This window comes from Novosphingobium sp. AP12 (genome assembly GCF_000281975.1).
In the GTDB taxonomy this organism is placed as follows: Bacteria; Pseudomonadota; Alphaproteobacteria; order Sphingomonadales; family Sphingomonadaceae; genus Novosphingobium.
In genome coordinates this window covers 21,500-34,099 of sequence record NZ_AKKE01000149.1, presented here as the reverse complement: position 1 = coordinate 34,099, position 12,600 = coordinate 21,500, and the positions used below count along the sequence as shown (strand labels likewise).

At 62.1% G+C, this 12,600-nt stretch carries 14 protein-coding genes; 4 read left to right on the top strand and 10 right to left on the bottom strand.

Features of this window, described 5'->3' with window-relative positions; genetic code table 11:
- Positions 1-134 precede the first annotated feature (134 nt).
- From rpe to PMI02_RS20940, 8 genes are all read right to left on the bottom strand, one after another.
- Positions 135-806 carry a ribulose-phosphate 3-epimerase gene (gene rpe, locus PMI02_RS20970; protein WP_007686672.1) on the bottom strand — a complete coding sequence of 224 codons (672 nt, stop codon included), beginning with the start codon at positions 804-806 and terminating at the stop codon, positions 135-137.
- Entirely contained in the window at positions 803-1,501 is a 699-nt protein-coding gene (gene rpiA / locus PMI02_RS20965) for a ribose-5-phosphate isomerase RpiA (RefSeq protein WP_007686671.1), read from the bottom strand. Before rpiA ends, rpe begins: the two co-directional genes overlap by 4 nt.
- 324 nt (positions 1,502-1,825) lie before the next feature.
- Entirely contained in the window at positions 1,826-2,896 is a 1,071-nt protein-coding gene (locus PMI02_RS20960) for an MBL fold metallo-hydrolase (RefSeq protein WP_007686670.1), read from the bottom strand.
- A 163-nt stretch (positions 2,897-3,059) separates the two neighbouring features.
- Positions 3,060-4,451 carry an MATE family efflux transporter gene (locus tag PMI02_RS20955; protein WP_007686669.1) on the bottom strand — a complete coding sequence of 464 codons (1,392 nt, stop codon included), beginning with the start codon at positions 4,449-4,451 and terminating at the stop codon, positions 3,060-3,062.
- Complete coding sequence (locus PMI02_RS20950; RefSeq protein ID WP_007686668.1) at positions 4,448-5,065, bottom strand: TetR/AcrR family transcriptional regulator; 618 nt, start codon at positions 5,063-5,065, stop codon at positions 4,448-4,450. Before PMI02_RS20950 ends, PMI02_RS20955 begins: the two co-directional genes overlap by 4 nt.
- 228 nt (positions 5,066-5,293) lie before the next feature.
- Positions 5,294-5,440 (bottom strand): SDR family oxidoreductase, encoded by a 147-nt coding sequence (locus PMI02_RS28215; RefSeq protein WP_007686667.1) that lies wholly within the window; start codon positions 5,438-5,440, stop codon positions 5,294-5,296.
- The gene (locus PMI02_RS20945; protein ID WP_007686666.1) at positions 5,422-6,105 is read right to left on the bottom strand and encodes an SDR family NAD(P)-dependent oxidoreductase; all 684 of its coding nucleotides are present in this window, start codon (positions 6,103-6,105) and stop codon (positions 5,422-5,424) included. The genes PMI02_RS28215 and PMI02_RS20945 overlap by 19 nt, the downstream gene beginning before the upstream one ends.
- 1 nt (position 6,106) lies before the next feature.
- Positions 6,107-7,633, bottom strand: coding sequence for a cytochrome P450 (locus tag PMI02_RS20940; RefSeq protein ID WP_238539129.1), 1,527 nt, complete (start codon positions 7,631-7,633; stop codon positions 6,107-6,109).
- A gap of 136 nt (positions 7,634-7,769) precedes the next feature.
- On the opposite strand from PMI02_RS20940, the gene PMI02_RS20935 reads away from it, so the two are divergent.
- Complete coding sequence (locus PMI02_RS20935; RefSeq protein ID WP_007686660.1) at positions 7,770-8,324, top strand: TetR/AcrR family transcriptional regulator; 555 nt, start codon at positions 7,770-7,772, stop codon at positions 8,322-8,324.
- Between the two features lie 159 nt (positions 8,325-8,483).
- The gene (locus PMI02_RS26580; RefSeq protein ID WP_007686659.1) at positions 8,484-8,669 is read left to right on the top strand and encodes a hypothetical protein; all 186 of its coding nucleotides are present in this window, start codon (positions 8,484-8,486) and stop codon (positions 8,667-8,669) included.
- A 348-nt stretch (positions 8,670-9,017) separates the two neighbouring features.
- Here the strand turns inward: PMI02_RS26580 and PMI02_RS20930 are convergent, their stop codons facing one another.
- Positions 9,018-10,004 carry an aldo/keto reductase gene (locus tag PMI02_RS20930; protein ID WP_007686658.1) on the bottom strand — a complete coding sequence of 329 codons (987 nt, stop codon included), beginning with the start codon at positions 10,002-10,004 and terminating at the stop codon, positions 9,018-9,020.
- Between the two features lie 108 nt (positions 10,005-10,112).
- On the opposite strand from PMI02_RS20930, the gene PMI02_RS20925 reads away from it, so the two are divergent.
- Entirely contained in the window at positions 10,113-11,000 is an 888-nt protein-coding gene (locus PMI02_RS20925; protein ID WP_007686657.1) for a LysR family transcriptional regulator, read from the top strand.
- Between the two features lie 177 nt (positions 11,001-11,177).
- Positions 11,178-11,576 (top strand): nuclear transport factor 2 family protein, encoded by a 399-nt coding sequence (locus PMI02_RS20920; protein ID WP_007686656.1) that lies wholly within the window; start codon positions 11,178-11,180, stop codon positions 11,574-11,576.
- A 43-nt stretch (positions 11,577-11,619) separates the two neighbouring features.
- Here the strand turns inward: PMI02_RS20920 and PMI02_RS20915 are convergent, their stop codons facing one another.
- Positions 11,620-12,600 (bottom strand): aldo/keto reductase, encoded by a 981-nt coding sequence (locus tag PMI02_RS20915; protein WP_007686655.1) that lies wholly within the window; start codon positions 12,598-12,600, stop codon positions 11,620-11,622.

Sequence of the window (12,600 nt, the reverse complement as noted above, 5' to 3'; positions counted from 1 at the left end):
GTGACGGGAGGGCGGGTCTTGCGTCCGATCCGGGTTCGGTGGCCATCGTGGACTCCGTGATGCGCCTCCATAACGGCAGCGGGCGCCTATTGTTTCTGGAATGTCTAAAACGCTTCAGAAAAGGATTCCGAGCCTTAACCGGCGGCGGCGAGCCTGAGAGAAGCGACGGCCTGCCCGTAGTCATCGGCACCGAAGATCGCCGTGCCGGCGACGATGACATCCGCGCCGGCCTCGATCGTTTTGCGCACTGTCAGTGGGTCCTGCCCGCCATCTACCTCGATGTGCGGATCAAGGCCGCGTTCCCGGCAAAGGCGGCGCAGGTCGGCGATCTTAGGAAGCATCTCGGGCAGAAACCGTTGGCCGCCGAATCCGGGGTTAACCGTCATCACCAGGACCACGCCGACGAGGTGCAGTACTTGCTCGATCCAGGCGATCGGTGTCGCCGGGTCTACGACAACGCCGGGCTGACAGCCCAGCTCGCGAACCTGGCTCAAGACCCGGTGGAGGTGAACGGTCGAGCCCGGCTCCGACTGGATGAGAATATGGTCAGCGCCGGCCTTGGCGTAGCGCTCGATCGTACGCTCAGGCTCCACCACCATCAGGTGCACGTTGAGCGGCTTTTGGGTGGAGCGCCTGATCGCTTCGACGACTGTCGGCCCGAACGAGATTTCCGGCACGAAACGGCCATCCATGATGTCCACGTGTATCCAGTCCGCGCCCGCGCGGTCGACAGCCTGTACTTCCTCGCCCAGCCGCGTGAAATCGGCGGCGAGCACGGAGGGCGCGATTTTTATGGCGCGGGTCATGCAGGTGCCGGCCTTTCCAAAAGTCGCACGCGATCACCCTCGGCCAGGTAGACGGCGTCTATTTCGTTTGCGAAGAAGCCGTGCCCCATGATCCCGGGGATGGCCTGCAAGTGGATCGCGAAGGCCTCGAGATCGAAGCCAGCGGGCGCAGTGCAGTCGAGCACGAAATTATCCTGGTCGGTCCGGTAGGGTTTGCCTGCCTCGATCCCGCGCAGGTTTGCTGTGGCACCCAAGCATTCGATCTGGTTCGTCACGAAAGCCTGGGCGAACGGTAGGATCTCGACAGGCAATGGCCCTGGCGGCAGGCGGGACACATGCTTGCTGGCATCGCAGATGGCAATCATGCGGGCGGCGGCTTGCGCCACGATCTTCTCGCGCAGCATCGCACCGCCCGCACCCTTGATCGCACACAGGCGTGGGTCAATCTGATCCACACCGTCTATGGCAAGGTCGACATGCGACACCGTGCTGAAATCCAGTACCTCGATGCCTGAAGCCTTGGCAGCGTGCTCGGTGCGCAGCGAGGTCGCGACTACCCGAACCGAAAGCCCCTCCCGGCAGCGCCGCCCCAAAGCCGTGATCGCAAAGGCGACGGTGCTACCCGTGCCAAGTCCGACCATCATCCCATGCGCGACTTCCCCCACCGCCGCCTGAGCTGCAGCTCGCTTCTCGTCATCATAATCACGCAGGTCCATCCCCCGTCAACGTGCGTGGCGCTTAACGGCTGCCTATGTCGGCGGAAGAACTCGCGTCATTGCCGGCCGATAAAATCTCCCGAAAATGCCAACTTTCAGGTCCGCCTTGATTGTGGACGTTCGCGAGCCAAAATCACGCGCGCAATTCCAGCCCTTCGTTCATAGCCTTAACGTGGGACTTTCCGATCCTTCAAGCCGATCACCCAAGATAGTGGTTCAACCAACGGAGGTCGTCGCGCGGGACGCTTGATGCGCTTCCGTGTAGGCGAAAAATTGATGGCTTGCAGTCTGGCCACTTTGGCAACCCCGTAACGTAAACATGCGTCAGGCAGAGCCGAATATATAGCTGCTACCGACGACCGACCGGATCACCTTCTGTGGCATGGCCGCAGTGGCAGCGGCGATAAACGCCTGGCCGGAACAGTGGCTTGGAATGATGTAATCCGGGTTGATCGCCTGTATCACCGCCAGCGTTTCCATTGCCTGGTCCCGCGTATGTGGCGGAACAAGATGGAAGCCGCCAACCATTGCGTGGACCTTGTCGATACCCGACACAGCTTGCGCACGCCGCACGGTATTAATGATGCCGCGATGGCTGCAGGATCCGACCACGATCAGCCCGCGTCCTGCAATATGAAATGCGGTGCCGAGTTCGTGCTCGGCATCGTCGACGACGAAGGTCTTGTTTCGCTTCGCAGTGTCGAGCAGCCTCCGATCGCAGTTCTGGCCGGGGAGCATTCCGGTCGGCACGCGTGGACGTTCCGTCGAGACGAACGGGATTCGGCCCGTAGTATAACCCTGTCCGGCGACGATCCGGGGATCGCCGGAGACGATGAGATCGATCCCGGCCTTACGGATTGCCGGACGGTCGATAGCGCCAAAAGAGGAGCCGTCAGGATCCGTGCCACGGATGCGTTCGCAGAACGCTTCCTCGCCGCCTACAAACAAGGGCGTCCCACGCCTTACCTTTCCGCTCGCAAGGAAACCGTCGAGCCCGCCGAAATGATCGTAATGGCCGTGGCTAAGAACCATCGCGTCGATCGTATCCGGGGCGATGCCGAGCAAGGCCATATTGTTGAGCAGGGCAGCCGGGGTGTAGCCGAAATCGATCAGCGTTGTCCGCTCTGCGCCGACAGCAGACGACTTCGCCAGCAGGGAATATCCCCATTGGCCGGCAAAGGCCGTGTGGTAATCCGCAGTGATTGGCGGCGCTATGACACGAATATCGGGCCGCGTGATCGATGCCCCGAAGACGCTCGTCGTACTGTCGATCAGCACCGTCAGCTGAAGCCGATCGATGGAGGGCACTTTAAACGTGTCAGCTGCAAATAGTCGTGGAGCAGGAATCAGCGATGCGCCTGCGACGGCCAGAAGTGATCGACGACTTAGCTCCACGACTTCCTCCTAAAGATTAATATTCTTACTGCTGACAGATTACCGGCGTTGGCGGAAGTGTGGTTGGTATTAGGTCCGATCTCAACGCCGTGTTTCGGCGCAGGCTACGACGCTATTTTCGGCCTACTGACCGGCAAGTTCCAACTCGGCGGACGGTCGCTCCCTAAGCGATGGAACGCCCAAACCAAACCGACGTGAAGATGATGGTTCCATAAGCGCCCAGCGACGCCGCCAGGACGGCGAACAGCAGGACCAGTGAACCGCCATAGCGCAGAGCAATGAAACCCCCGCCGATCGCGATGGCGACGCGCGTGATGCCGGCCAGGATCGGCCAGAACATGCGCCCAGCGCCTTGCAAGGCGAAATAGAGTGACAGGCCCAACCCGAAGAAACCATAAAACGGGCCCACAATGCGCAAGTAGACGCTGCCGGCGGCGATCGCGCTGGGCTCTGCTGTGAACAATTCCATCCACGCCTCAGGCAGGACTGCCGCCGTCAGGCCGATCACCTCAGTCAGGATAAACGCAATGGTCGCGCCACTGAGCGCGATCTGCCGTGCTCGCTGGTGCTTGCCGGCGCCTAGATTGGTGCCGACCATCGAAACCAACGGCGCGCCAATCCCGAAGACCAGAGGGATTAACAAATATTCGAGCCACACCGCCGTGCCGAACCCAGCGACGGCTATCACGCCGGCAAACGAGGCTACCAGTGCCGTTGTCCCCGCGATCACGATGTTGGTAAGGATCGAGTTCATGGAGGAGAGCGCGCCGGCCCACAGGAGGCCGGACAGGATTGATGGCTGCACGCGCGCCAGGCACAGGCGCACCGGAGTTCGGCCGGTCAGGATGTACCACAGCATCGCGACGGTCCCCGCGGCATAGTACGCCACAAGCGCGATGCCGCCGCCCGCGATGCCAAAAGCCGGTATCGGCCCGAACCCGAAAATCAGCATCGGCGAGATCGGTATGAGGAAGAGGACGCCGACGAACGTCACGATCGCCGGATAATGCATGTTGCCCGTACCACGCACAACGCTCGCGAGCCCGTTCATTAGCCAAGTGAACACGTTGCCGGAGAACACCACGGTCGAATAGATGACGGCCGCCCGCAGCTCGCCGCCGACCCCGCCCAGTTGGCGGAAGATTGGCCCGCCAAGCAACAGGAACACGGCCGAGAACGCGAGTCCGCCGATAACGTTGACGATGATAGCATGGAGCACGAGCGCGTCAGCCTCGTCGCGGCGCCCGGCACCCAACGCCCGCGCGACGGCCGATGATATGCTGCCGCCGAGAGCGCCAGCCGAAAGGGTCGTCATGAGCATGACCGCGGGAAACACGAGCGCCATACCGGCAAGCGCATCGATGCCGAGTTTGGAGACCCAGAAGGTTTCGATGAGACCGGTCGAGGCTTGTGCCACCATGATCACGATGTTGGGGAGAGCCAGCTTAGTGAGGAGCGGTACGATCGGCGCATGAAGGATGCGGTGCGTGCGGGCGTCGATTGTACCGCTCCGATCGACATCGGCTGCGACAAAACTCTTTGCAATCTCGCTCACGTTGAACTTCCCTCAACGCGATTGGTGTCGATTTCGGCTAGCCTGCAGGCCGCCTCGCGTGCCGACGACAGCATCGCGTTCCGCGCGTCGGCATCGCTTTCAAGGCGGGCCAACTGCAGGCTGCCGGCGAGCATGCCGAGAATCGCCTGAGCCCTCGATCGACGCGCCGCGCCGAGCGCCGCTGGCAGCGTGTCTTCGATCGCCGACACCAGCTCGGCGACACCTTCAGCCGCGGCCTGGCGAACCGGTCCGTTCGCGCGGGTAAGATCTGACAAGAGTGCCGCGATCGTGCACCCCGCCTCTGGCGCTGCCGCGTGCGTTGCATTCAGATAGGCATCGATGATCGCCTGAAATCCAGATAGCTGCTGGCTCTCGGCGTCAGTGCTTCTGGTGCGCATCCGCTCGCACGAAGCCCTGATCGACGACGCCACCGCTTCGGCGACCAAATCGTCCTTCGAGGCGAAGTGCGCGTAAAATCCCCCCTTGGTGAGACCCGCTTCTCCCATCAGGCCCACGAGTCCAATGCCATCGACCCCGTCACGTCGAAGCGCACGCGCAGCCGTCTCGACCACGCGCGATCGGGTCTCCGCCTTTCGAGTTTTCGCATAACGCATGCGCGTTGGTCCTTACTTTGCTGCCCGGCCTTGTGAACCCATCGGCGCCCATTAGATTACGGGTGGAATATAATGAACCGGCGGCAAAAAGGAATGGGCATGCGCTACAAATTGTTCGGCCACGGAACTGGCCTCCGAGCCGGTGATGCTCCCGGCGGACGGCGCTCACCACACTGCGCAGAGCACACATATCAGCAAGCAGCTCATCCTCCCGATGGTTAGGAGCATTTACGCAGCGGTGCCGCCATCGACTGGCAAGGTCGAGCCAGTCATGAACATCGAGAGGTCCGAAGCCGCGAACAAGATCACGCTAGCGCCATCGTCGGCCTCACCCACCCGGCCCAGCCGGGTGGTGTCTATACCGGGAATACCCATCGCCTTGAGGTTTCCCGGCGGCAAGTCACCAGGAAGGCGGTGTTCTCGGTAAGGCAGACGCCAGGAGCAACGCTCATTACGCGAATGTCATGTGGGCCGAGCTCGATCGCCATCTGTTTGGTCAGACCGACGACGCCGTGCTTGGCGGCCACATAGGCAGCTTGGCCTGACGCGATACCCAGCAGGCCCGCCAACGAGGCAACGTTGACGATCACTCCGCCTTTGCCTGCCTCGGCCATGTGCCGGGCTGCGGCGCGCGCGCCGACAAAGGTCCCTTTCAGCGTGACCGCGACGACCTTGTCGAACTCTTCCTCAGGCAGGTCGAAGATTGGGACCGACGAAGGCAAGCCGGCATTGTTGACCCAGATGTCGATGCTGCCCAACTCTCGCGCGGCAGTATCGACGAGGGCGAGCACCGAAGCGCTGTCGCCAGCGTCGGAATAGGCCGACAGCACCCGCGAGCCGGTAGCCTCGGAGATCTCGCCGGCGGTCTTCGCGGCACTCACTACATCGATGTCGCCGATGGGCACCGAGGCGCCAGCTTCGGCAAGCCGCCTGGCTGCCGCCTTGCCGAGGCCCCAGGCGGCGCCAGTGACGACTGCATTGCGGCCTTTCAGCGAAACGAGTTCGCTCAGTGAGTGGAGCGCGACCCTGGCGACCGCCATTTCAGAACAACTCCGCGAGTTCGGCGTCAACCTCGTCGAGCGCCGCGTCGGTAAACTGATCGGGCGCGAAGGCCTGGACCGCGCGCAGGGTCATCCCCTTGGCCATGCCGATCTGCGGGTTATCCGAGATGCCTGGGAAGTGCTTCTCCACCACCGCCAGCGCCGCGTCGTTACTCAGCAAGTCGCTAATCCGACTACTCGCCGTCGACCAGGTCTTCGCAGCCGTCAGGCCGGTGTCCTGCTTCTGAGGAGCAACGAAGCCGTCGGCCGGCACCAGCTTAATGTGCATGCGGTCGAGACCGCGGATGATGAAGCTCGGCTCGTAGTTGAGATCGGCCAGGCCGTTCGGATGCTTCTCCAGATCGAGTTCGATCGTTGACGTCATCTGGAGGAACTTCTCCATAATCACCCTGACTTCAACGCGGGCGAGCGGCGCGCCGGCGCAGACGTGCTTCCCGCGCCCGAAACCGAGGTGCTCGATCGCCTTCTTGCGGCCGATGATCAATTCGTCGGGATCGTCCCAGCGGCGGGGATCCCGATTGGCCGCCGACAGCGCGAGCAGGATCTTGGTGCCGGCGGGGATCTCGACATCACCGATCTTCGCATCCCTTCGGGCGAGGCGCGCGGTCTGCTTGGTCGAGCCTTCGATGCGCAGTACTTCCTCCAGGAATGCGCCGATGAGCTTGGGTTCGGCCCGCAGGCGGCTCTGCAACGGCTGATCCGCAACCAGGTACTTCATGGAGTTCCCGAGCAGCTTGGCCGAGGTATCCTGGCCGGCGCCGAACATGAACATGCCAAGTTGGACGAGATCGTAGACTTCAGGTGTTGACCCGTCGTTGTATTTGGCGTGGGCGAATTGGGTCAGGATATCGTCGCCGGGGTTGGCTCTGCGATCGGCGAGGTAGCCGTAGAAGTAAGTGCCCATGATAGCGAAGGGATGTTCCGCGCCGCCTGCCATGGGATCGGTGCCATCGAGGGCACCGGGTACCGGCCCCTTGGCGATCGCATCCATGAATAGCTGTCGGTCTTCCATCGGCACGCCAAGCAGGTCAGCGACGACCATCGTGACATAGGGCGTGGCGATCTTGCCGATCAGTTCCACGCCGCCGTCGGCAACGGCATTGCCGACCATCTCGTCGCAATAGACCTCGATGAACTTCTCGCTGGCCTTCAGCCGGGAGGGTACGAACAGCGTGTTGATGAAGGCACGCAACCTGGTGTGCGGCTCGTCGTCGAGGTTCACGACCTGGTCACCGCCGGCAAAGGCTACGCGGTGCTCTTCGATCTGGTCCGTGATGTCCGAACCATGCGGAGTGAAGGGCAACGGCGCCCCGGCTCCCTGCAGTCCGATGATCGCCGAGAAGGACTCATGATCCCGCAACACCTCCAGAGCTTCCTCGAACCCGGTGACGATGTAGTAGTCCTTGCCTGGAGGGCGGTAGACCGGGCCTTCGTCCCGGATTGCGTTGAAGAAAGCGTAAGGGTCTTTCAGGACCTCGTGGTCGGAGAAATAATCGCGTTCGATCAATTGCGTCGTCACAGGCTCTCTCCACTAGGTGAAGCGGCTTTGCCTTGCCCGCCGCATCGAGGTGCGTCACGAGCATTACGGATACAGCCGATTCTTATAATTATGCGATACAGTGTCGCATAGCCAGGAGGGCGTGGTGGCGTCAAGCGCGAAGGATGCACGAGCGGTACGGTCAGGGGCGGCACTGCGCGCCGCGCTGCTGCGCCTGCTTGACGACAAGGCGTTCGATCAGATCACAGTCCGGGACATCTGTGCAGAGGCCGGGGTGCACTACGCGACTTTCTTCCGCCACCATTCCGGCAAGGAAGCCCTGCTCGACCACATCGCCGCAGAGCAGATCGCCACCCTGGTAGATCTGACTTTGCCGTTCCACGAACCTATGGAAGCAGGACGGGGCTTCCACATGCTGTGCGAATATATCGAGGCACATCGCAGTCTGTGGTCCACCCTGCTCAACGGCGGGGCCGGCGCGGCGATGCGCGAGGAATGGCTACATCGCGCGCGCATCGTGTCCGACGCGCGCGAACCCGTCGGGTCGTGGCTGCCCAAGGAGTTGGGTACCATCTGCTCAGTGGCGCTGATCGTCGAGACGGTTTCCTGGTGGCTGAAGCAGCCATTGCACGCTTATTCCGCAGACCAGATCGCGGCAATCTTACATCGGGTCGTGACGTCTTCAATGCTGACCCCGTAATTGACCGCCGGTCGATGCGAAGCCGACCCACCCTTGCCATTCATCGGTCAATTTTCGCTCACCAGGCCCCGATGGTCTGTTTCCCAACCTTACGTGTGGATCGAATGGTGCAAGATCGTGGTGATCTGTTTACGATAGCCATTTTGGAATAGGAAGTTCATGAACGGATACGTGCAATTTGGAACACCGGACGGTGACTCTGTGTCGATAAACGCTGACCGAGTGAACTTCGTGCGGCGTTATAGAGGGGGAAATGATGCCAGCGCGGTTAATTTTGAGAAGGGAAACTATGTCGTCGTGAAGGGCAGTCTTGACGAAGTTACCAAAGTCCTTGCCGGAGCCTGAAGCCTTCCATCTCCGACCCTTTGCGGCCGCTCAATGGATAAAACCTGATCCCCAGCTTCGGAAGGTCCGGTATTCCGGCAGGTCGCGACCAAGATCGGTCGATCACTTCGTCTCGGCGAGCGTCCGGTTCTGACGAAACCCGTCGGGCACGTCGATTGTTGGAACGGGCACAGCCAAACCAAATGATTTTCCGGTCACTTCACGAAACTGGCTGTGGTTTCGGGCCCCGACCTCGGAGCGAGTCCCTAAGATGTCATGCGCGAGGTGCGAAGAATGATCGCCCCGTCGGACGATGGAAACGGCTCGCGCCCGGTACGCGAAAAATCGTAGCGGACCGAGCCGCTCTCTTCATTTGTATGACATCGCAAGGATTGCCTGAGGCAGGCGATCGCCGACCACGTCGATCTCCGCCATGCGCGATTCGATTCCGGACATTTCGTCGACCGACAGCGCGACGGCGGCGGCACGCAGATTCTCGCGGACCCGATCGAGATGGCGCGTGCCAAAGATCGGCACGATGAAAGGATGGCGGGCGAGCAGCCAGGCGAGCGCGACCTGCGCGGCGGTCGCGCCCTTGGCGGCGGCCACCTGCTCGACGATCTCGACCACCTTGCGGTTGGCGGCCATCGCTTCGGGCTGGAAGCGGGGCGAGTGCGCGCGGCCGTCACCGGCCTCGAAGTTGGTGTCCTTCACCTTGCCGGTGAGGAAGCCTGCACCCAGCGGGCTCCACGGCACGAAGCCGATGTTGAGCTCCGCGCAGAGCGGCAGCACTTCCGGCTCGGGATCGCGGGTCCAAAGCGAATATTCGCTCTGCACGGCGGTGACGGGCTGCACGGCATGCGCCTTGCGGATCGTCGTGGCGGCGGCTTCAGACAGACCGAAATGCCGCACCTTGCCTGCGGCAATCAGGTCGCGCACGGTGCCGGCGACATCCTCGATCGGCACCGCCGGGTCGACGCGGTGCTGGTACAGCAGGTCGATATGATCGGTGCCAAGGCGCTTGAGCATGCCATCAACGACGGCTTTGATGTGCTCGGGCTGGCTGTTGAGGCCTGGACGATACTCGCCGGTCTCGGGATCGATGTTCCAGCCGAACTTGGTCGCGAGCACGACCTGGTCGCGGATCGGCGCGAGGGCCTCGCCGACCAGTTCCTCGTTTTTCCAGGGACCATAGGCCTCGGCGGTGTCGAAGAAGGTCACGCCGAGATCGTATGCGCCGCGGATCACCGCGATCGCCTCCGCCTTTTCGGGTGAGGGACCGTAGGATGACGAAAAGCTCATCGTCCCGAAGCCGAGTTCCGAAACGGCCAGCGTGCCGAGGGTACGGGTCTGCATCATAATCTCCTGCTGACCGGGGCAACCGGCCTCTCAATTAATATAGACCCGGTGAGGCTATCTGATTAGACGCGTTATTCGGCTTGATGGTATTATGCGAGATAATGAATGTTGACTGATGACCTTGCCGATCTCGCGATCTTCGCTGCCGTCGCCGAGGCCAGAAGTTTTACCCGTGCCGGTACCAAGCTCGGCAAATCACAGTCGTCGCTCAGCCAGAGCGTGAAACGGCTGGAGGATCGGCTCAAGCTGCGGCTGCTGACCCGCACCACGCGTAGCGTCATGCCGACCGCTGCCGGTGAACAACTGCTCGAGGCGCTCGCCCCGGCGCTCGGCAATATCGAGGCTCGGCTTGCGGCGATCAGCGAGCTTCGCGACAGCCCATCTGGCTTTCTCAGGCTGACGTCGAGCGTCCAGGCCGCCCGCGACATCCTCTGGCCCGCGGTGTTGCGCCTGACCGCACGCTACCCCGATATCGCCGTCGAGGTCGATGTTTCGGGTACGATGACAGATATCGTCGCCGAACGCTTCGACGCCGGGGTCCGGTTGGGCGAGCAGGTCGCCAAGGACATGATCGCGATGCCGATCGGCCCTGACCTGCGCATGGCGGTGGTGGCGACGCCATCCTATTTCGCCAGCCACGGCGTGCCCGCCAGGCCGCACGACCTGGTCAGCCACATATGCGTCAACGTCCGCCTGCCGACCAAGGGAGTGCCCTATGCGTGGGAGTTCGAGCGCGATGGCCGCACGGTCAACGTGGACGTTCACAGCCAACTGATGATCAACGATCTCGACTTGCTGCTCGAAACCGCACTGCAGGGGCGGGCAGTCGCGATGGTAATGGAGGATATGATCGCGCCACAGCTCGCAGAGGGAAGGCTCCAGCGGGTGCTCCAAGATTGGTGCCCAGCCTTTTCGGGATATCACATCTACTATCCGAACCGGCGGCACCATGCCCCGGCCTTCGCCGCGCTGCTCGACGAGCTGAGGCCGTGATCGGGGCGGTGTTAATCGTCATGATGCAAGCGCACGTCGCGTGGGCAGCTCTCAAAAAATTCCCATTATCCCGGATAATGGGTTTGATCGAAATTGAGCGGCTAATCCTGGCTCGCCAACGGGCCTATGTATACCTCGAGAGCGTTCGTCTCGAGTGCTCAACAAGGTTGAGACGTTATGACCAAGATATTGCCCGCGCCGTCCGATCTTGAGACGGAAGTCATCGCGCTTTCCCGGCAGAAATGGCTTTGGATGGCGGAACGCGATGTCGGAGCTCTCGCCGAGCTGTTTCATGCGAGCGCCATATTCGTTCATATGGGCGCGACGATGACCACGGCGAAGGAGCTCAAGATCATCGCCGATGGGACAATCGAATATAAGCAGGTCGACATCGAGGACATCTCCGTCCGCTTCATCGACGACGTGGCGATCGTTGCAAGCCAGCTTGTCCTGCATGCGATCGTTGCCGGCAACGTGGCGAATAATCCCTTCTCGGTGACCGAAACCTATATCAAGCAGGGCAACGACTGGGTACTGGCGGCGCTGGCCTTCACCAAGCGTTGGATGCCTGACTGACAGGCTGGCGCGGCCGAGCACTGCCCGCCGCGCCAAATCCCCCTTATTTACCGACCGCCTTCATCATCTGCGCATTGTAGCGCGCGCCGACCACCGGTTGCTTAGCCAGCGTCTCGGCGAGCGTCTGCAGATCTTCTGGCATCAACGCCACGTCTGCCCCGCCGATATTCTCCTCGAGCCGGTGCAGCTTGGTCGTGCCCGGGATCGGCACGATCCACGGCTTTTGTGCGAGCAGCCAGGCGAGCGCGACTTGCGCCGGCGTCGCGGTCTTGCACGCGGCGATCTCGCCGATCAAGGCGACGAGCTTGGCGTTCGCTGCACGCGCCTCGTCCTGGAAGCGCGGCAGGGTACTGCGGATATCGCCGTCGCCGAAGGTCGTCGCGGCGTCGATCTTGCCTGTCAGGAAGCCCTTGCCGAGCGGGCTGAACGGCACGAAGCCGATCCCCAGTTCCTCGAGCACCGGCAGGATCTCGGCTTCGACATCGCGGGTGAACATCGAATATTCGCTCTGCAGCGCGGCCACCGGCTGCACGGCGTGCGCGCGGCGGATCGTCTCGACGCCGGCCTCGGACAGGCCAAAATGCCGGACTTTGCCTTCGGCGATGAGGTCCCTGACGGTGCCGGCGACGTCTTCGATCGGCACGTTGGGATCGACCCGGTGCTGGTAGAGGATATCGATATAGTCAGTCTTCAGCCGCCGCAGCGACTGTTCGGTGACTTCGCGGATCCGCGCCGGGCTGCTGTCCATGCCGCCCGCAGGACCGCCGCCCTTGAACCCAAACTTGGTGGCAAGGACGACATCGCTGCGGAACGCGGCGACGGCGTCGCCGAGAAGCTCCTCATTGGTGGCGCCATAGGCTTCAGCGGTGTCGAAAAAGGTGACGCCGCGGTCGTGCGCAGCGCGGATCAGCGCGATCGCGTCAGCGGTGTCGGTCGCTGGCCCATAGCCGAAGCTCAGTCCCATGCAGCCCAGGCCGAGCGCGGAAACCTCGGGGCCATTGGTGCCCAATATGCGTGTCTTCAT

Excerpts from the sequence above, each read along its gene's own strand:
- rpe (WP_007686672.1), bottom strand. The coding sequence starts at position 806 with ATGACCCGCGCCATAAAAATCGCGCCCTCCGTGCTCGCCGCCGATTTC.
- rpiA (WP_007686671.1), bottom strand. The coding sequence starts at position 1,501 with ATGGACCTGCGTGATTATGATGACGAGAAGCGAGCTGCAGCTCAGGCG.
- PMI02_RS20950 (WP_007686668.1), bottom strand. The coding sequence starts at position 5,065 with ATGCGTTATGCGAAAACTCGAAAGGCGGAGACCCGATCGCGCGTGGTC.
- PMI02_RS28215 (WP_007686667.1), bottom strand. The coding sequence starts at position 5,440 with ATGGGTATTCCCGGTATAGACACCACCCGGCTGGGCCGGGTGGGTGAG.
- PMI02_RS20945 (WP_007686666.1), bottom strand. The coding sequence starts at position 6,105 with ATGGCGGTCGCCAGGGTCGCGCTCCACTCACTGAGCGAACTCGTTTCG.
- PMI02_RS26580 (WP_007686659.1), top strand. The coding sequence starts at position 8,484 with ATGAACGGATACGTGCAATTTGGAACACCGGACGGTGACTCTGTGTCG.
- PMI02_RS20930 (WP_007686658.1), bottom strand. The coding sequence starts at position 10,004 with ATGCAGACCCGTACCCTCGGCACGCTGGCCGTTTCGGAACTCGGCTTC.
- PMI02_RS20925 (WP_007686657.1), top strand. The coding sequence starts at position 10,113 with ATGTTGACTGATGACCTTGCCGATCTCGCGATCTTCGCTGCCGTCGCC.
- PMI02_RS20920 (WP_007686656.1), top strand. The coding sequence starts at position 11,178 with ATGACCAAGATATTGCCCGCGCCGTCCGATCTTGAGACGGAAGTCATC.
- PMI02_RS20915 (WP_007686655.1), bottom strand. The coding sequence starts at position 12,600 with ATGAAGACACGCATATTGGGCACCAATGGCCCCGAGGTTTCCGCGCTC.